Source organism: Pseudoalteromonas sp. JC28, assembly GCF_013319255.1.
In the GTDB taxonomy this organism is placed as follows: domain Bacteria; phylum Pseudomonadota; class Gammaproteobacteria; order Enterobacterales; family Alteromonadaceae; genus Pseudoalteromonas.
On record NZ_QOKX01000001.1, the window covers coordinates 86,538 to 108,835 of the forward strand.

General features: G+C 47.0%; 3 protein-coding genes. All 3 read right to left on the reverse strand.

Annotated elements, in window-relative coordinates; genetic code table 11:
• Positions 1 to 79: 79 nt before the first annotated feature.
• Genes DS891_RS00350 through DS891_RS00360 form a run of 3 tightly spaced genes read right to left on the reverse strand, consistent with a single transcriptional unit; the run spans position 80 to position 22,296 of the window.
• Positions 80 to 9,892 carry a non-ribosomal peptide synthetase gene (locus tag DS891_RS00350; RefSeq protein ID WP_174168505.1) on the reverse strand — a complete coding sequence of 3,271 codons (9,813 nt, stop codon included), beginning with the start codon at positions 9,890 to 9,892 and terminating at the stop codon, positions 80 to 82.
• A gap of 2 nt (positions 9,893 to 9,894) precedes the next feature.
• Positions 9,895 to 17,739, reverse strand: a complete 7,845-nt coding sequence (locus DS891_RS00355) for a non-ribosomal peptide synthetase (RefSeq protein WP_174168506.1) — start codon at positions 17,737 to 17,739, stop codon at positions 9,895 to 9,897.
• Positions 17,740 to 17,742: 3 nt separating this feature from the next.
• Positions 17,743 to 22,296: a non-ribosomal peptide synthetase gene (locus tag DS891_RS00360; RefSeq protein WP_174168507.1), complete on the reverse strand. Its 4,554-nt coding sequence runs from the start codon at positions 22,294 to 22,296 to the stop codon at positions 17,743 to 17,745.
• Between the last annotated feature and the right edge of the window lie 2 nt (positions 22,297 to 22,298).

The window sequence follows — 22,298 nt, forward strand, 5'->3', positions numbered from 1 at the left end:
TCCTAGAGTGAAGAGGGGAGCTCCCTTTAATGCCTCACTCTAGAAAATTTAATTTAACATTATATTAACGAATAAAATGTTAAAGAGTGTTCATAATTTCTGACATTTTTATTAAGTCTTCCGGTGTTTTTACCCAACTGTTGTGCGACCCTTTCATGGTGAACACTTGAACCTGACTGGGTTGCATTGCTTCTTCGATAAGATTTTGATTCTTATCAACGTATCGGTTGATTATATGACTGGAAAGTTGCAACTCTAGGCTATCCGACTGAGCCACTTCAACCGCACAACCAGCACTAAATAGCGTCACCTTTGCGGTGCTAGAAAATGCCGGATCATTTTGGTAGTGATAATTAATTCTATCGGGCTCAAGATGACTGAACTCTGGGTGTAGAGCAAAAACTTCATCATGCATCGTGGCATAGTCAAAACAAGGGTCGACGAATACCAAGTGTTCGACTGTGTCCCCCTCATTTTGCAGCAGTTTGGCAACCTCAAGTGCTAGCGTTGCGCCAAAACTCCAACCAAAAATCCGATAAGGACCACTAGGCTTTAGCTTTTTAAGATGAATAGCATACTGCAACGCCAATGTTTGGAACTGATAATAGTCATAGGCGAGCGAGCCCTTTGGTTTTTCCTGTGCGGCGTAGATGTTATTGAAGCAATAACAAGGCGCGGAAATCTTGGGAGCAATGGATTGCAAGTAACTCTCAGCACCACCGCCACCCGGAGGGAAGAAAAACCATTCAATAGGTGCATCGGCTTCATTCACCAACGCGCCGATCTCAATATCGCTTAGGGTTTTTATGCCTTGGGGATTTGCGGCTGTAATCGAATGTGAAACGACGGCTCGAAGGGCAGCATCGAACTGCTCTATGAATGCGGTGGTTTGCGTCTCATCTAACTGACTTGCAATGCCCACTTGTAGTCGCATTTGACGCACTTCGGCGTTCACGATGAGTGCCATTTCATCCTGATTATCCTTGCTGCTGGCATCGCCTGAGTGTGCATTTAGCATTCGTATACCCTGATCTTGTGCATCGCTATTGCTATCAAGTTGTCCCAAGTAATTAAAGCTAACTTTAGGTAATTGATTGAAGGAAAATTCCCCACGTCTGACCAATTCGCTGAAACCTAGCCCTTTATCTGGAATGGCACGAAGCGTTTCTTTGCTTTGAATAATCAGCGTCGATAAATCCGTGTCATTTTTCAGAGCAACCGGAAACATACTAGTAAACCAGCCTAGTGTTCTTGACGTATCAATATGGTCACTCAGATGTTCTCGGCCGTGGCCTTCTAACGTGAGGTGGCAATAGTTTGTAGCAAAGGTATTGCACCAAGCCCGAGTAAACGCACTCATTAAGAGATCATTGATTTCTGTGTTAAATCCAGCAGGAGCAAGGCGTAGCAATTGCTCAGTAAGCTGAGTATCAAATTGATGCGTAAGACGCTGTTGTGATTTACCGTAAGGTATGTTTTGTTGTGTGCTTAGCACGTTTTGCCAATACGGTATTTGTTGTTCAAAAGGATGCTGGGCCACAACGTCTGACCATTGGCGATAACTGCTGGTTTTGTCGCTTAAGGTGTCGCCTTGTAGCAAGCGGCTTAAGTCTTCGACCAAAATACGCCACGAAACACCATCAATAACAAGGTGATGAACGATAAGTACAAGCCTAGTTAGCGGCGTATCATCGCTGAGTAAAACCGGTTGCCACAAAGCACCTGAACCGAGTTCAAAACGGGCGTGTATTTTACTCAACGCCAGACCGGTTTGCTGCTCATCAAGCCCCGAGGTGTCCAAATGGATAAGCTTTGGTGTTGGACAAGCAGCAACGCTTTGATATTGGGATTGCCAAGTCTCGGTTTTGCTAAACTGAGCGCGTAACATGTCATGTTGTTGATGCAGCTGCACGAGTGCACGCTCCAAAGTATCTAGCGCGGTATTGTGCGGAAGTGCGAGCATGACCGACTGATTAAAATGCGCTTTATGACGGTAGTGGGAGTTGAGGAACCATTGCTGGATAGGTAATAACTTGATTTCTCCGCTGAGCTCACCTTGTTCAGCCACAATTTCTACCTGTTCATTATTTGCCAAAAATGCACAAAGCGCTTTTAGGGTTGGATACGTAAATATGTCTTTGGTCGACAGCGAATAGCCAGCACGTTTGAGAGCCGACATGAGCTGAATACTCATAATTGAGTCCCCACCGATATGGAAGAAGTTATCTTCCAAGCCAACCTGCTTAATCCCCAAAACAGCACACCAGATTTTAGCGATATGCCGCTCCAGTTCTGTGTTTGGAGCATGGAGGGTCTCAGTTTGGCTAAAATCGGGCTGCGGTAGTGCTCGGGCATCAATCTTGCCATTAACCGTAACCGGTAGGGCGTCTAATGTGACGTAGGCACTTGGCAGCATATAACTCGGCAGCATGTGAGAGAGTGTTTGCTTAAGCTTTGCCTCACCCAGTGACTCAGTATTTGCCATGACCAAATAGGCCACGATACGTTTAATCCCATCTTGTTCATTCACGTTTACAAACGCAGTATGAATTTGCGGTTGTTGCTTAATCGCAGTTTCAATCTCGCCAAGTTCGATGCGGTAACCACGAATTTTCACCTGAAAATCATTACGACCAACATACTCTAATAAGCCATCTTCACGCCATTTAACCAAATCTCCCGTTTTATACATTTTGTTCCAACCGTTTGCGAGATACCTATCCGATGCGAACGGATTAACTAAGAATGCTTGTTCGGTTAAATCTGGACGGTGTAAATAGCCTCTTGCCATACCCGCGCCGCCAATATAAAGCTCTCCTGCCACGCCCGGTGGAAGTATTTTTCCAGCAGGCGACAACACGTAAGCAGATTTATTGGCAATGGCACGGCCAATAGGTGCTCCGTGATTTACAGTGTTGAGTAAGCAGCAAGTCGCATAAACGGTGGTCTCAGTTGGGCCGTAGGCGTGGTAAAGCATCAGCTCTGGCGCTTGATGCTTTACTCGCTCAACCATAGCTAAGTCGACCGCCTCTCCACCAAAATTAATCTGTTTAAGTCCGGCGTGTAAGAAGAAGTCTTCGTTAGCTAAACGATTAAATAGCGCAGTGGTTACAAAACACGTATCAATCTGCTGTGCTTGGCAGTATTCAATCAGTCGTTCTGGATCAAGTTGAGTCTGTTTATCTATCAGGTGTAGTGCTGCGCCATTACTGAGTGTGACAAAGCAGTCAAAAATAAACGCGTCGAAGCTAATACTCGATAAGCTAAGGACCTTGCTCAGTTGTGTGGGATCGATAAAGTGGTCGTCAGTGGCATAGTTTAATAGTGCCGCATGGTTGATTTCTAAGCCTTTAGGGTTACCTGTGGTACCAGAGGTATAGATAATATAAGCCAAATCAGACGGGCTCACCGATACCGCTTGGTCTAAGCTTGTTTCCTCCATTGGTGCATCGCTGAGTACATGTGTCAGTGAGGCAAGTGTTGTACTCGCAACTCTATCCACTAATCCCGATTGGGTGACCACGATTTTCGCACCACAGTCCTTGGCAATATATTCAATCCTTGAGTCAGGAAATTCCGGTGATACAGGAACATAACCACCGCCTGCTTTAAGAATAGCGAGGATCGCAACGATAGAGTCCAACTGTTTTTCATGCAGCAACAAGACTGGAAAATCACCTTGATACTCGTCGCCATAAATCTCAGCCTTAATCACCAATAATTGCTGGGCAAGCTGGCAAGCCTGGCGGTCGAGTGCTTGATAGCTTAGTGATTCATCTTGCCAGACCACAGCGGTTGCACCCGGGAATACGGCGACTTTTTCACTAAATAAGTCGTTGAAGTTCTCGAAGCCACATGACTGGCGCTCGGTTTCATTCCACTCGTTGAGAATACGGGCCTTTTCCACTGTATTGGCAATTTCAATGTGTTGATGCGGTAAGTGAGTATTGTCAGCGACTTGCTTGAGGATAAGTAGCAGTTGAGATTGCAGTTGTACGGCACGTGCTGGCGAAAGCAAGCTGGCGTCGTACATCAGCTCAAGTTGTAGCTCTCCTTGCTCCTTTGCTATCAATGCAAGTGGGTATTCAACTTGCTCTGGTGCTGCGTCAAACTGCCAGCGAGCTTGTTGTGCCTCTGCTTGTTCATTTTCAAGGTTTGGGTAGTTTTCGAAAACGACTAGGCTTTGGAATAGCCGATTACCGCCTTGTTGCAGTGACGCGAGTGACACATTCGCATGGCTATTTAAGTCCAAAATGGCAGTTTGGATCTTCTCGAGTTGTTGCGCGATGGTAGCATCTGTAGGCCAATCAAGATAAAGCGGTAGCGTATTGATGTAAGCTCCAACACTTTGCTCTATGCCGTCAATTGGTAAGTCGCGACCTGCGATAGTTGTACCTACTAAAGTAAATTCGTCGCGAGTATAGATTTGGATAAGCTTATGCCAGGCAAATTGTACCGCAGCATTGAGCGTGACAGAATGTTGCTGACATGCTTGCTGCAACTTACTTAACATCTCGTTTGGTAGGACAAAATGCAGCGCCTGCTGGTCATGATTATGACGGAGCGTTTCTAAATCTGTTGAGTGACTAAACAGGGTGTTAAGATCGTTTGCTTGTGATAAATCAGCGACATGATATTGCCAAAATGCTTTGGTGGCGGCCTGATTATCTCTTAGGTAAGCATGGGCATCTAAATAGGCGTTATCCACCTGTAAAACAGGTTCTCGACCTTGTAGTAATTGCGTATAGTTCTGGTGAACGGTCTGCATAACTAACGGGCCACTCCAGCCATCACAAATGCTGTGATGCTCTGTTTTTATTAGGTGATAATGCGCTTCACCGCGTTTTACCAAATGCAGTGTAAATAACCCCGGTCTTGCAAAATTAAAGGGCTGATTTAGCACTTGGTTTGCAAGCTTTTCTATGTGTGCTTGTTGTTCTGCTTTTGAGTATTGACTGATATCAATCACGCTAAAGTTATCTTCATCAACACAGGTGTGATCCACGATAAGTTGCAGCATGGTTTCTTCAACATCGAAAGCGCAGCGCAGCGCTGGATATTGCAGCGAGGTTAGTTGCCACGCACGACAGTAAAGCGCAGTGTCAATTTTATCGAAATACTGCATCTGTGACTGCACACGATAGGCGGTATCTTCTGGACTATTAAGCTGGTGGAAAATAAAACCTTGCTGCAAGTTTGTTGCGGGATAAACCGCGGCTAGGTCGTAACGTGTGCGCAGTGCATCTAAGTGGGCGAAGCTGACGCCTGTCAGGTTATAGTCGCTCGGCGTTTGTTTGGCGCCAAGCGCTTTGGTATGTAATGCCGTGTCCAGCACCGCTTGTAGACTGGCAGTGAACTGACTTTGGAATAGGGCAAATTCGGTTTCAGACAATGCTGTGGTGCAATTTAAGACAAGCTGACCATGAATAATAGCCGCGTTGATATCAAGAACGTAATGACCATTATTTTCGCTTGCGACTGGTTGACCTGTAATGGCTTCGGTCAAGTAAAAGTCGCCATGAGGTTGCTGCGTTTTAGTGCCACCGATTTGGCCTAAATAGTTGAATGCAACGGTTGGTAAAGTCCCCGTCACTTGTTTGGAAAAATAGAATTGACCAAAACCAACGCCATTGTCTGGCAATTTACGCAGCTGCTCTTTGGCATTGACGATAGCGCTTTCGAGACTAGAACCCGCATGGAGTGCTAGTGGATATAATGACGTAAACCAGCCTACGGTGCGTGAATGATCTATATCTTCGGCGATGTGTTCACGACCATGTCCTTCAAGCGCAATAATCTGATCATTACTACCAGTGATATGAGCTAGAGTTAGGGACAGTGCGGCGACGACAAGGTCTCGAGGCTCTGTGTGGTAGCCTTGATTAGCGTCAAACAGCAGCGTTTGTGTAAATGCAGAGTCAAGTTTAATTACTTGGTTTCTCGGTGTACTATTCGCTGTTAAGTGTGTTTGACAAGTATCAAGTACTTCTTGCCAGTAATCGATTTGTTCGGCTTGAACATGTGCGTATTGGTTTAAGGTCTCAACCCATTGACGGTAGCTTGAGGTTTTTTGCGCCAATTTTTTGCCTTGATAAAGGCTATTTAAGTCCTCAATTAGGATCCGCCAAGAGACAAAGTCAATGATCAGGTGGTGGAAGGCCAATACCAATACATCTTGGCTTTGGCGTTTGACACGAATTGGCTGCCATAGAGGGCCTGAATTTAACGCAAACTGTGACTGCAAGCGGGTTAATTGCTTGGCAAGCTCGTCGTCACTGAGTGTGTCTGCATCAAGTTTAACTAGAGGCGCCATGGTATTATTTTGTTGGTACTGCTGGGTAATATGCGCCGTCTTTTGATTGAAAACAAGGCGTAGCACATCATGTTGCTCAGCAAGCTCGGACAATAGCTCAACTAATCTCTCATCACTGATTGCGCTTGGCATTACAGTGGCAAAAGTTTGGGCAAAGTGTGCGGGGTTAGCAAACTGATTTGCGAAGAACCACTGCTGGATAGGCAGTAGATCGAACTCGCCTTCAAGCTGGCCTTGTTCGGTTTTTATCGTAACCTTCTTGTCGCCATTCGCACTGATAAGCTTTGCCAGCTGCGCGGGAGTTGGGGCGGCAAATATTTCTTTAACTTGTACAGTTAATCCTGCTTCTCTTAAGCGTGAAACCAGCTGAATACTGACAATTGAATCGCCGCCGATTTGGAAGAAATTATCCTCAATCCCCACTTGCTCAAGGCCAAGTACCTGTTGCCAAATCTCACAAAGTTGGGTCTCTAAGGCATTGCGCGGTGCCACATAGAGGTTGTCGGCTTGAAGCTCTGGCACGGGGAGTGCTTTGCGGTCAAGCTTACCGTTACCCGTGAGTGGAATATGCTCGATTAGAGTAAAGTGACTGGGCACCATGTATTCAGGTAAAGCAGCACTTAGGGCGAGCTTTAACTCGGTAATTTCAAGGTCAGGCTCTGCGACAAGATAAGCGGCCAGCGCTTTGCCTTGCGGTGCAGGCACGTCAATCACCACAGCGTTTTGTACGCCTTGTTGGTCGACAATAGCAGCGGCAATCTCGCCTAGTTCGACACGATAACCACGAATTTTCACCTGCTCATCGTTACGACCGAGATACACCAAGTCGCCGTTGTCTAGGAAGCGGGCAAGGTCACCGGTTTTGTACAGCTTGCTATGGGCGGGGTCGTGACTAAATGGATTATCAATAAAGCGCTCAGCATTGAGTTCAGGGCGGTTTAAGTAACCCCGGGCAACCCCAAGACCTGAAATATATAACTCACCCGGCGCACCAATGGGCATGGGCTGCAGCGACTCAGACAACACATGAAGATTAACGTTAGGGTAGGCTTTACCTATGCCTTGATGAAGGCGAGGGTAGGCCTGCGCTAGCATCGCACCGACTGTGGCTTCCGTTGGGCCATATTCATCGAAAATAGCGTTCACATGGTCGCTTAATGCGGCAATGGCCTGGTCGGTCAACGCCTCACCACCGAGCATTAGGGCATCGACTTGTGCGTCGCTGTCAGGCAATAGCGCCATGGCAAGACTCGGTGTGGTTTTCACAAAGCCAACGTTCGCGGCATTTAGATGAGCTCTAAAGGCGGCGGCATCAAGAATATCGCCTTCATAGACACACACTGTTTGTCCAGCAAGGAGCGGACATAAGGTGGTGGTCACCGACAGGTCAAAACAGTAGTTAGAAGAAAAGTCGATATTACGATACTTGTCACCTAACTGGCTGGTTAAGGCGTGAAGATAGTAAAGCACATTGTGCTGCGTGAGCATTACGCCTTTTGGTTGTCCGGTTGTCCCTGAGGTGTAGATGATATAAGCCAAGTTAGCCAACGCGGTTGGGCGCACTAAGTTCTCATGCTCCACCGCCAGTGCACGGGTATTCACACTGAGCGCCTTCACGCCGAGCGCCGCCGCTTTTTCAAGCACAGGGTTAAGTGACGGCAAGTGGCTTTCCTGGGTTAGCACTAAGTCGGTGTTGGTGTCAGTTAAAATAAACTCAACCCGAGCTTCTGGGTAATCCGGTGAAACAGGCACATAGGCACCACCGGCTTTGAGCACGGCCAAAATAGCAATAAGCATCTCGCTACTGCGAGAAAAGTAGAGGGCGATAGGGGTATCGGCAGGCAATAGGCCAGCTTGGGTTTTGGGGTGCTGAGCAAGGATTTGCTTCGCAAGGGCATTGGCTTTACCGTTCACTTCGGCATAAGACAGCGTTTCACCGCTGCTGGTTAACATGGCCGTCTGCTCAGGGGGGTTAGCGGCGTGCTGCTCTACTAAGCTGGCCAGATCTTTGTCGGTAGCAAACGACTCGGCGTTGTTGTGCCAAGCACGGAGTGTGTCAGTCTCAGTTCTATTTTGTAGGGCTACTTTTGCAAGTGGCTGTGCAGTTCTGGCGATCACTTGATCGATAATATTGATAAAGCGCTCAGCAAGAGTTGCGATCCAGTCACTAGGAAATAGCGCAGTGGCGTAGTTAATATCACCAAATACTTCTTCGTCACCATTTTGTAGCAGTAAACTAATGTCGAACTTTGCCACTTTATGGAGCGCTTTTACCTGTGACTCATCCACTGGCGTAAACAGCTGTTGGCTGCTGTCGTCGCTGTTATTTTTAAATTGTTCAAGCGCAAACATCATTTGAAATAGCGGATGGCGAGACGGATCCCGTTGTAATTTTAGGGCGTCGACCAATTTATCAAATGGCAGATCTTGGTGCGCCTTTGCCGCTTTTAAGGTTTGGTGCACTTGTTGGATTAAGGTATTAAAGTCGAGTGCGTTATCAATATGAACTGGCAGGGCTAAGCTATTGACCAAAAAGCCAATAAGATTTTGTGTCTGGCTTAGGTGACGGTTGTCAGATGGCGTACCTATGACTAAATCTGACTGACCGCTGGTTGCTTGTAATGTCAATGCCCAGCTGCTGAGCAGTACTACATAAAGACTGGTTTGTTGCGTTTTGGCTATGGCCTTGAGGGCTTCGCTTCGTTCCTGACCCAAATGAATACGGTGGTCGGCACCGTGATATTGATATTCATTTGGCCTTGGTAGTGGCGAATGTAATTCAAGCTGCTCAGCGCCTGCAAGTGCATCAGTCCAGTGGTCTAAAAGCTTAGTTAAGGTATCGCCGCTGAGATACTCGCGCTGCCACTTTGCGTAATCTTGGTACTGTAACTCAAGCGCTGGTAGCTCAGGCGTTTTGCCTGAAGCTAGCATAAAATAGGCTTGGTGTAGCTCACGCATAAAGATTTCGGTGGACCAGCCATCAAACGCAATATGGTGCCACATAAATAGCATGTAACGTTCAGCGCCTAATGTCCAACAGCAAACCTTGAACATAGGCTCATTAGCTAAGTCAAATGGTGTACTAATAGCTTGTTTCACAGCCGTATTAAGCGCAGCTAAGTCAGCCACAGGGCTAGGCGTAATCTCAATACAAGCGCTCAACACTTCTTGATAGTCGTGGCCTTGCTCGTCTTGACGATAGACACTGCGAAGTACTTCATGCCTATCTAACACGATATTCAGTGCTTGCGTTAATCGCGCAAGCTCTGTGTGCTCAGAGAGTTTAACCAAAAACGGAATATGATAAGCGTTGGTGCCATTTTCTAACCGTTCGATAAAGAGTAAACGCTCTTGCGCAAACGAAAGCGGATAGCGGTTTAATTCTGGCAGTGTATTAAACGCATCCTTTGAAAAAATTGCTTTTGCTTCAAGGTAATCCATTAGCTGCGTTTTGTTTGACTTTAACTTTGCAACAAGCGCAGCATCTGGCGCTTGCGCGCCAAATGACAGCTCTAGTCCGCCGTCTTGCAACCAGATTGAGAGATTGTGATCTTTCAGTTCAGCGAGCAATGACAACATGGTTAAATCCTCATGCTATTAGTTTGTTCTTGTTGTGATCCGGAGCCTGCTTTAATCTCGATATCCACGCTCAGCGTCTCTAAGTTGTCGACGATTGCGGCAATATGGGTATGCTCAAACAAGGCTGAAATTGGGATGTTTAAATCCAGTGCTTTATTACACGCATTCATCAACCGGATAGCCGAGATAGAGTCCCCCCCGATACTGAAGAAATTATCCTCAATCCCCACTTGCTCAAGGCCAAGTACCTGTTGCCAAATCTCACAAAGTTGGGTCTCTAAGGCATTGCGCGGTGCCACATAGAGGTTGTCGGCTTGAAGCTCTGGCACGGGGAGTGCTTTGCGGTCAAGCTTACCGTTACCCGTGAGTGGAATATGCTCGATTAGAGTAAAGTGACTGGGCACCATGTATTCAGGTAAAGCAGCACTTAGGGCGAGCTTTAACTCGGTAATTTCAAGGTCAGGCTCTGCGACAAGATAAGCGGCCAGCGCTTTGCCTTGCGGTGCAGGCACGTCAATCACCACAGCGTTTTGTACGCCTTGTTGGTCGACAATAGCAGCGGCAATCTCGCCTAGTTCGACACGATAACCACGAATTTTCACCTGCTCATCGTTACGACCGAGATACACCAAGTCGCCGTTGTCTAGGAAACGGGCAAGGTCACCGGTTTTGTACAGCTTGCTATGGGCGGGGTCGTGACTAAATGGATTATCAATAAAGCGCTCAGCATTGAGTTCAGGGCGGTTTAAGTAACCACGGGCAACCCCAAGGCCTGAAATATATAACTCACCCGGCGCACCAATGGGCATGGGCTGCAGCGACTCAGACAGCACATGAAGATTAACGTTAGGGTAGGCTTTACCTATGCCTTGATGAAGACGTGGGTAGGCCTGTGCTAGCATCGCACCGACTGTGGCTTCCGTTGGGCCATATTCATCGAAAATAGCGTTTACATGGTCGCTTAATGCGGCAATGGCCTGCTCAGTCAGCGCTTCACCACCGAGCATTAGGGCATCGACTTGTGCGTCGCTGCCAGGCAATAGCGCCATGGCAAGACTCGGTGTGGTTTTCACAAAGCCAACGTTCGCGGTATTTAGATGAGTTCTAAAGGCGGCGGCATCAAGAATATCGCCTTCATAAACACACACCGTTTGTCCAGCAAGGAGCGGGCATAAGGTGGTGGTCACCGACAGGTCAAAACAGTAGTTAGAAGAAAAGTCGATATTACGATACTTGTCACCTAGCTGGCGGGTTAAGGCGTGAAGATAGTAAAGCACATTGTGCTGAGTGAGCATCACACCTTTTGGTTGTCCGGTTGTCCCTGAGGTGTAGATGATATAAGCCAAGTTAGCCAACGCGGTTGGACGCACTAAGTTCTCGTGCTCCACCGCAAGCGCATGGGTGTTTACGCCGAGCGCCGCCGCTTTTCCAAGCACAGGGTTAAGTGATGGCAAGTGGCTTTCCTGGGTTAGCACTAAGTCGGTGTTGGTGTCAGTTAAAATAAACTCAACCCGAGCTTCTGGGTAATCTGGTGAAACAGGCACATAGGCACCACCGGCTTTGAGCACGGCCAAAATAGCAATAAGCATCTCGCTACTGCGAGAAAAGTAGAGGGCGATAGGGGTATCGGCAGGCAATAGGCCAGCTTGGGCTTTGGGGTGCTGAGCAAGGATTTGCTGTGCAAGGGCATTGGCTTTACCGTTCACTTCGGCATAAGACAGTGCTTCACCACTGCTGGTTAACATGGCCGTCTGCTCAGGGGTGTTAGCGGCGTGCTGCTCTACTAAGCTGGCCAAATCTTTGTCGGTGGTAAACGACTCGGCGTTGTTGTGCCATTGGCTAAGCGTTGTCTGCATTTGGTTATTGACCAAGCTAATGCTTTGATGGCTTTGTGTCAGTCGCTCCCCAAGCTGAACCAAAATAGCTTGTACTTGGTCAAGGATCCACTCTGCCCGCGCTGTGCTTAACCATTCCCCGTTGTAGTGCATCACAAAGTCTAAGCGGTCTTGCTCGCTTTGAGCCACCACAGAAATCGGATAGTCGCCTTTTTCTATTGATTCTCTAAACTTCCAGCTGCCGGTATTTTCTGGAGTCGGGTAGTTTTCAAATACAAAGAGGGTATGGAACAAGCGTTGACCATCACGTTGCAGTTTTGACAAGCTCATGTCGCTGTGGCTATTGAGTGCAGCTACGCCTTTTTGAATGGCTTTGAGAATGTCATTACAACTTGCTTCTGCTTGCCAATTCACCACTAAAGGTAAGGTGTTGATGAACAAACCGACCGCTTGTTCAATCCCATTGACTGGAATTTCACGACCGGAAACTGTGCTACCAACAATCGTTTGGCTATCACCAGAATAGGTTTGCAGTAACTTATGCCAAGCAAATTGCAATGCAACGTTGAGGGTTACGCCAGCTTGTTGACAAGTATGTTGTAGCGACCTAAACGCCTCGCCTTGAAGACTAAACTGCACCGATTGCACTTGCTCAACGATTCGACTTTGCGACAAGTCATACTGACCACCGAGTAATAAGTTAATATCGTTTGCGGTATCAAATTCGGCTTGTTGTTGCTGCCAGTATGTCTGAGTTTGCTTGGCATTTTTAAGGTAATAAGCTTGCGCCTCTAAATAGGTTTGCTGCGCTTGCACCTCTGGTGTTTTCCCTGCACAAAGCTGGCGATAATACTCAGCGACTGCTTGCAGCATTAACGGTCCACTCCAGCCATCATTAATGGCATGGTGTTCGGTTTTGATAAGTGTGTAGAGGTTTTCACTGCGCTTAAATAAGGTGAAGCGAATAAGCCCCGGTTGACTTAGGTCAAACGGAACTTGTCGATCTTCGGCTTGCGCTTTGCTGATGGCTTGCTGTTGGCCGTGCTCGTCAAGGGATGACAGATCTACTATGGTGAAGTGGCTGTCATCGATACTGGCGTCGCGACACACTACTTGGAGTAGACATTCTTGCCAATCAAAAGCGGTGCGTAGAATAGGGAAGCGAAGCGACGCTAAACGCCAGGCATGAATAAAGTGTTCAACCTCTAGCGCTTGTTCAATATCCATGACCAATTGCACTCGGTAGGCATCATCCGTTGGGAAGTTAACAGCATGATAGATAAAGCCTTGTTGCAAGCTATTAGCCGGGTAAAGTGCTTCGATATTATAGTGCTTGCTCAGCGCTTGATAATGCCCATAAGATAAGTCGCTTAACCCCATATCGCTAGGGGTTTGCTGCGGCGCTTGCGCGGCTAGTTCACAGCTTGCATTAATGACCTGATGAAGCGCCATTTCAAAGTGCTCAACAAATGCCAACGACTGTGATTGGTTCAACCTCGAAACCACATCAAAGTGAAGCTTGTCACCGCGAACTGCGCCATTGATGTTGAGTAGCAGTGCATTGTCAGCCTGAGCGTTTGCCTCAGTCATCACATAGCCTGCTTGAGTATCATCCAGCTGCCAATCTCGGTTTTGCTGTTGTTGCTGATTCAATTGACCTAGGTAGTTAAAGCTCACCTGAGGGCGAATTGCGCTGACTTTGTCTGCTTGCACAAAAGCGCCATAACCCACGCCTTTATCCGGGATTTGGCGCAGCATTTCTTTGGTGTTTGCGATGCTTGCAATAACGTCGTCGTGGTGTTCAAGGCGCACAGGATACATACTGGTAAACCAGCCTAAGGTTTGCGACACATCCAAGCGCGGATCTATATTTTCACGACCATGACCTTCAAGTTGAATATGATTAACGGTACTGTCAAAAGTGCTGTGTAGGGCAATATTGAGTGCCGCCAAAAGCAAGTCGTTAATGTCAGTATTCAAACCAAGATTGGCATCTCGTAGCAATTTAGCGGTCGTTTCTTGCTCAAACGTGATGCTGTATTGTGATTGTGCTGAGTAAGTGGGTTGGCTAGTAAAGCCTTTTTGTACCCGCTGCCAATAGTACGCTTGCTCAGGGTGAGCCGAAGGGTAGGTGGCAATGGCATCCACCCACTGACGATAGCTGGTAAGCTTGTCTGTTAGTGCTTCACCATTTAATAGGGTTTGTAAGTCTTGGCTTAACACCCGCCACGATACCACATCAATAATGGCATGATGGAAGGCAAAGAATACCTGACTGCCCTCGGCCGTTTTCACCAACGCTGCCTGCCACAGGGGGCCATTGAATAAATCAAATTGGCTTTGTAGTTTGGTCAATTCGTTAAATAACGCGTCTTTACTCAGAGCCGTTGCATCAAGTAATGGGACTTCAAGCTCTATTGCCGCTTGGTACGCTTGTTTTACCCCGTTGCTGGTCTGAACAAAGTGACAACGTAGCATGTCATGATGCTCGCTCAGCGCTTGAATAGCTTGAGTCAGCTCCGGGTGTTCAATGTGTTCAGGTAAGTTAAGGGTAAATGCTTGGTTCCAATGGTGTGGATTTGGTAGCCCTAAATCGAAAAACCACTGTTGGATAGGCAGTAGTGCAAACTCACCACTTAACCTACCTTGCTCCGTGATAAGTTCAATGGTTTCAGTGCTAACGTGTTGAATTAAATAGGCCTGCGCTGCCACGCTTGGGGCGTCAATGATGTCTTTAACCTGAAGGTTAAAGCCAGCTTTACGCAGCGCAGACACAAGTTGAATACTGACAATAGAATCGCCACCGACTTTGAAAAAGTCATCATTAACGCCCACTTGTTCTAGACCCAATACTGACTGCCAAATACCACACAATTGTTTTTCTAATTCGCTGCTCGGGGCTTGATAGTTGTCTTCATCCACCACGGTTGGAGTGGGCAATTGCCTGTGATCCAGCTTACCATTGTTGTTAAACGGTAACGCCGACATCACTTCAAAGTAGCTTGGGATCATATAGCTAGGTAAAACCTGAGCCAGTTCCTGTTTTACTGCATTGAGGTCTAACTCGCCGTGCTCTGGTACCACGTATGCAGCAAGTTGCTTGTTGCCCGCTTGTTCGAATACCACCACAGCGGCGACTTTCACTTGCGCCAATTCGTTGAGTTGAGCTTCTATTTCAGCAAGCTCAATCCTAAACCCGCGGATCTTCACTTGGTGATCGTTACGGCCTAAAAACTCTAGTACGCCAGACTCGGACCAACGTCCTAAGTCTCCCGTTTTATACAGTTTATCTAGCCCGAGTTGTTTGGCCTTTGCGCTTGCAAACGGGTTATCGATAAAGCGCGCAGCACTCATTTCTGGTTTATTAAGGTAGCCACAGGCAAGTCCGGCACCCGCTATAAATATCTCGCCTGTCGCGCCGTATGGCACTGGATTAAGATGTTTATCAAGCAATAATACTTGGCGATGATTAATGGCTTGGCCGATGGGCACCGGGCCATCAATATTGGCACATGGATAGAAAGTGGTAAATGTCGTGCTTTCAGTTGGGCCATATGCGTTTATCACCAACTCTGGTCGCGTATCTCTGGCGAGAATGCGTTTAACTATGCTTGGAGTGATTGCCTCACCGCCTGTTAGTACGCAGCGGACATTGTCATAAATATCAGGTTGTTGTAAATACAGCGAATCAAACAGTGTGCGCGTTAGCCAAAGTACACTAACACCGTGTTGTTTAATTAACCTTGATAGGCTGTCAGGATCCGCGCCTTGTTGCGCACTTGCTACAACCAATTTGCAGCCGTTTATCAGTGGTGTCCAAATTTCAAACGTTGCGGCGTCAAAATTTGGATTAGATAGGTGAATAAACACGTCGTTTTCTGACGTGTTTATTAAATCAGTATCTTGTACCAAAGAAACAACGCCACGGTGTGGAACGACCACGCCTTTTGGCTCACCTGTCGTACCGGATGTATAGATCACATAGGCTTCGGTTTGCGCATGTGCGCCTGATAGTACGGGCGCTGCATCAGACAAAGACAAGCTATCTAAGCAGGTAATTTGCGGCTCTGCATCACAACTTACAACGAGTGTTTCGATACGCGGGCGTAGCTCGCTTTGTGTTAAAATCAAACCAAGTTGCGTGTCGTTGAGCATATACTCTATGCGCTGATCTGGATAATCAGGGTTAAGCGGTACATAAGCACAACCCGCTTTTAGGATAGCCAGTTTTGCGATTACCATTGCAATAGAGCGTTCACAGAAAAGCCCAACAAAGCGATGGCTGCCAACGTCCACATGATCTTTAATGTAGGCGGCAAGATTATTCGCGCTTTGTTCTAATTCTTGATAGGTCAGCTGCATTTCGCCTTCAACCAGCGCTATTCGAGTTGGCGTTTTTTGTACTTGCTGAGCAACCAATTCATGGATAGTAGAGTGCAAATAATCCGCATGCTCATCTACCTCAACCATTGGTGCTCGCTCATCATTACTTAACAAAGAAATTTGGCTATGCGGCTGGTTCTCATCAGCAATAATGGCATCTAACACCAATGTCATTTGGGTGAGCAATCGCTGTGCTTTGCTTGGTGCCAGCATGGTTTCGCAGAAGCTCAACTTAAGTAGCAAGATATCTTGTTGTTCAACAATGCTGATGGTGAGCGGATAGTCTACTTTTTCAATCATCTTATCGAATGACCATTCGAGCACGTCTTGTCCCGCTGGTGTCGGATAGTTTTCAAATACAAATAGACTGTTGAACAGGCGAGTATTCGGCTCTTGTAGTTGCGACAGTGAAACACTGCTGTTGCCGTTAAGTTCTGCAATTTTTTCTTTCAGCGCTGTAAGCTGGGTGCGAATACTGGCCGGTTCTTGCCAATCAAGGGAAAGAGGTAGGGTGTTGATATATAAACCAACACTGGCATGGATCCCGTCAATGGGGAGTTCACGACCCGAGACCGTTGTGCCTACTATGGTTTGCTCAGCGTCGCAGTAATATTGCAGTACTTTATGCCAAGCAAATTGCATTAAGACGTTCAGCGTTAGTCCGTGTTGTTTAGCAAATGCTTTGAGCTGTTGATGGCGCTCTGAAGAGAGCTTTAATTCGCTCGCCGCTGCTTTGTGGATCTGTGACGAGCCAGATTGGTCAATATTTTTACTCAATAAGCGGTTGATATCATTGGGCTCACCAAATTGTGCCTTTTGGGTTTGCCAATAGCTATCGCTAGATTTTTGATTTTGCTGATAGCGCGCTTGTGTTTGTAGGTAAGCCGTTTCTTCTTCAACAATGACCGGCTCGCCTTTGGTTAGTTTGGCGTAGTTTTGATGCACGGTTTGCAGCATCACCGGAAAGCTCCAACCATCGCTGATGCTGTGGTGTTCTGCTTTAATTAGGGTGTAATGTGCATCGGCGCGCTTAACGATAGCAAAGCGCATTAATCCCGGCTGAGTCAAATCGAAAGGCGTATTACGGTCGTCGTGAATGAGCTTATCGATACGTGTCTGTTGTTCAATGTGGTCTAGCCTACTCAAGTCGTGAAAACTGAAGTGATTTGGGGTAAATCCGGCTCCTCCTTTGATCACTTGGATGATTTCATTTTCCCAGTTGAACGCAGTACGTAGCGCAGGGTAACGCATTGATGCCAAGATCCAAGCCTGTTGGTAAGCATCGACATCGAGTGCTTGATGGTAATCGATGACTAACTGAACGCGGTAAGCATCGTCATTTGGTTGGGCAAGGTGATGATAAACAAAACCTTTTTGCATACTGTTAGCATCAAAGATGGCACGGATCTCAGATGCCTTTTTATGCTCAGTCGCTAGCAACTGTTCAAAGTCTTGTTCGGAAAAAACTTGCTGCGATACAAGGTAATCTAATAATGCGGCTTTATTTGCTTTGAGGTAGTCAACCCATTGTTGGCTGAGTCCTTGCTCACCATGGACAATCTTAAGTTTGTCTCCATTGGCCCAAAGCGCAATGTTATCCTTTGCAAGTGATTGGCATAAATTCAACATGGTTTAAATCTCTAATTCTTGTGTTTTTTCAGACTGAGTCGTGGTTTGTTCTAGTTGTGTTTCACTTAACTGAGATTGCAGTGCAGCTAGTTGCTCCTGAGAAAGCGAGCCCGCGCCAAAATCGCTAGGGGTGCATACACCGCCGCGCTTTTTCGCCTCGAGCGCTGTATCCAATACGTCATGTAGCGCTTGTGTTAAGTGAGTAGCGAAGGCATCGGTAAGATTGCCATCTAGTAATGAATCCACTTTGATCCTGAGTTGTTCGCCCTGAACTAGCGCATTGATATCGAGGATCAGATCCGAGCCGTTTTGTGCAGAACTTGTCTCGGTTTGCAGTTGGTTGTCTATCTGCCAAAGCGCATCGCTTTGCCCACCCATTTGGCCCAGGTAGTTAAAGCTGATACTTGGCAACGTTAAGCTGGTGTCTTGCAGTTGTGCACTACCAAAACCAAGACCTTTATTCGGGATCTGGCGTAGCGCTTCTTTGGCATCAATAATGGTGTCGCTTAGTGTCGCTTGTTGAGTCAGGCGTAGCGGGTACAAACAAGTGAACCAGCCAATTGTTTGGTTGATATCAGCATCATCACGCCACATTTCACGACCATGACTTTCCAACGTGATAGCATGCTGAGTTTGCTTAAAGGTTTTACTCAATGCTTGGCACAAAGCAGCCAGTAGTAACTCTTCACCTTGCGTATTGAAGCCTGCATTCGCGTCACGTATGAAGCGGGCCGTGGTGTGCGCGTCTAGCTCTAACCAAGCGGTTGACGGTGTTGCAGCCATGCTTGGCGGATAGCTTGGCAAGTTGGTTGCTAAACGCTGCCAAAATGCCATTTCTTGCGGGTGTGCTGCCGGGTACGCTTGCATCATTTCTACCCACTGTCGATAGCTGGTACGTTTACTCAGCAACTCTCCTTGTGCTAAAAGGGTTTGCAGATCTTGCGCGATGATCCGCCAAGAAACCGCATCGATGATTAAGTGGTGAAGTGCAAAGTGAAGCAGGTCGTAGTCTTCGCAAAACGCTTCGATATGTGTAACTTGCCAAAGTGGGCCATTACAAATATCAAACTGGCTTTGTCGCGCGTTGAGTTCTGCTTGTACATCGTGTGACTTGCCGTTAAGGACGTTGAGTGGCGCCATGGTACTCACATCGTTATATTCTTGCGTAATATGGCCTTCAAATTCCATAAAGGTTGTGCGCAACATATCATGTTGATCACTTAAACTGTGTAGCGCCTCTTGTAATTGAATTTGGCTAAAGCCGCTTGGGATCCTGATTGCAAATGCCTGATTCCAATGATTCTCCTCCGGTAGTGCTTTATTGAAAAACCATTGTTGAATTGGCAGTAGATCAAAGCGTCCGCTCAGCAGGCCTTGCTCCTGTGCTATCTCTCGTTGAGTCGCTTGTACGCTAACAATACGCTGACTTAACGCCGCTGCAGTTGGACAATCAAAGATATCTTTTACTTGCAGTTCAATGCCTTGCTTTCTGAGCAAAGCAACGAGTTGAATCGTGAGAATAGAATCACCACCGATAGCAAAGAAATCATCTTTGGTGCTCACTTGCTCAACACCAAGCAAAGTTTTAAATGCTTCACACAGTTGCGCTTCCGTTTCGTCTTGCGGCGCCACATATTCGCTTTGGCTTACCAGTTCAGGCTCTGGCAACGCTTTACGGTCTAATTTACCGTTGCCAGTCAAAGGTATTTCCGCAAGCTCAGTCCACGTTTTTGGCTGCATATAACTGGGTAGCGCTTGACTCACATGGGCTTTCACTTGGGCAGTTTGGCCGTGATGTTGTGGCTTAAACTTGATATAAGCGGCTAGGTAGGGAACACTTTGTAGGGTACGGTCAATAACCACCGCTTGGGCAACTTCTGGCAATTGGTTGATCACGCTTTCGATTTCACCCAGTTCAATACGGTAGCCACGGATCTTCACCTGATTATCGTTACGACCGATATACTCCAACTCACCATCCGGCAGGCGTCTTGCCAAGTCACCGGTTTTATACAGTCTGGCTCGTCCTTGTTGAATATCTTGTTCGCTTGCGTACGGGCTGCTAATAAAGCGTTCTTGACTGAGCGCTTGGCGGTTTAAATAACCACGAGCAAGACCTGCACCGCCAATATATAACTCACCGCAGGCACCGGGTTCGACCAACTGCAATTTGGAATTTAGTACGTACGCTTTCATATCTAATATGGGTCTACCGATATGAGAGGCTTTAGAACTTGATTGTTGCGTGAGTGCTTTAAAGGTGACATGCACCGTGGTTTCAGTGATCCCATACATGTTGACCAATAGCGGCTGTTCATCGCCGTAGCGGTTCCACCAAGGGTTGAGCATTTCGGGGTTGAGTTTGTCACCGCCGAAAATCACATACCTCAGTTTGTCAAAATTCAATTTTGCGCTTAGTGCCGCTGCACTAAATTCATAGAATGCGGCAGGAGTCTGATTAAGCACAGTCACTTGATTATCTGAGCAGTAGTCTGCAAAGGCCTCAAAATCGCGGATCAGGCTGTTGTCAGGAATACAGAGTTTACCGCCATAAAGTAGGGCGCCCCACATTTCCCATACACTAAAGTCAAAAGTATAGGCATGGTAAAGCACCCAAGTATCGTGATGGTCAAAGCCATAATCTTGCTCCGTCGCCGTGAACAATCGAGCGACGTTTTCATGAGTTTGCATCACGCCTTTTGGTTGGCCTGTCGTACCCGAGGTATAAATGATGTATACCAAATCCTGCGGTGATTGGTGTATGACAGGGGCTGTGTCGCTTTGTTGCTGAGCATTGAGTGGTGTAACTAGTGGGCAAGCCACCTCCGCCAAACGGCATTTTTCTTGTGCAGCGGCATACTCTTGTTCATCGACAATCAATAGGCTTGGGTTAGTATCACTTAGAATAAAGGTTGTTCGCTCGCTGGCATGGTCGGGAGACAGCGGCACATAAGCCGCACCCGCTTTAGTGACAGCAAGAATTGCAATCAGCATCTCGATAGAAGGCTGCATGTACAGCGCAATTAACGTATCGGCAGTGAGGGTTCGCTGATACTGAGACTGATATTGCTCCCGTAAATGCAAGGCAAGGGCGTTGGCTCTGGCGTTAAGGGTTTTATAATCGATAGATTGTGTTTGGGTTTGTAGCGCGATTTGATCTGGGTGCTTACTTACCGCTTGTTCAAACCAGTGATTTAAAGTGGTGTCGGAAAAGAACGTTTCATTATCTTGATTGCTGCGCGCCAAGATCAGCTTTTGCTCTTCTTCATCCAGTACAGGCAGCTCGGCGATATTAAGATCGCTAGAGTGGGTAAGTAATTCAATAAAGCGCGCCTGAATATCGGTGATCCGTGTCATTGCCACGCGAGAAAAGACAGACTTAGCGGCGACCACTTTACGACAAAGGCCTCCTTCTGTTTCAAAATGCGTAAATTCGATATCAAATTGTGAAACACCAGGCTCAATGGATACCCCTTTGATAATGGTATCTCCCGCTGTGCCCAAAGCAAGTTCGTACCCTTGGCGACCAATCATCAACGGGGTGATCCCTGGACGAATACCATTGCTTTTTAGCTTGGCTAAGTAGTTACAGGTGACATTAATATGCTTTGCAGCGTCTTTATTATTATTTCCTGAAAGCAGTAATTGGGTGAGCTGGTTACTGACTTCACTGATAAGCGATGCACCTGTGTACTGCTCAATATCGCAAATAGAAACCGTTTCAACGTCTGAGTAATGACCTAAGATCGCGCGTGTTTTACGGGTGCGGCGAGCCATCGGGATCCCTATGGTCAAATCGGTTTGCCCTGTGGTATGAAATAAAGTCAAAAAGACGCTGGCAAGCACGACGCTAAAACTCGTAACACCAGCTTGAGAGGCCACCTGTTTTACTTGTTTGAGTGCCTCTGGGTTTTCTTCACGAAACGCGATGCCGTCATAATGGTGCGCTAGTGCCTCAGTATTACTCTGGTAAAAATCGATAGGATAGAGTTCGCTCTGTTGTGAAGTTGCTGCACGCTCAGGCTTTTCTTCAAACATCACTTGATAATCAAGGGGGGCGAGATCAAGTTCAGAGTTATCAAGCACCGCTTCTACACATGCGAGTAAATCGCTCATTAGTACTTGCAATGCCCACTGGTCACAGTTGATGTGATGTCCTTTGATGGTCAATAGCAACCGAGTTTCTGAGCTACAAGCGTAGAATTGAAAGGTCTCTTTAGTGATATCGATGGCTTGCTCAATTAAGGTTTTGGCGGTGACAGAGTCACTAAAAGCGGCAATCTCATCAGGCACGGCTAATAACTTAGGGGCACAGGCTAATAATTCGAGTTGTGGTTCGCCTTGAGCCTCATCAATACGACTCGATAAAACTGGGTGCCTTGCAAATAGCAACACCAAGGCTTGCTCTAGTGCCTCGGCTGTGAGCCCGCCGGTAAATTGTACCGCGCAAGCGATGTTATATACTGGATTTGCCAAATCAAGCTGTTGGGCTTGCCATACGTGAAGTTGCCTCGTTGTCAGTGACTTGAAATTGGCGGAATTGGACTGTGAGTTCATTG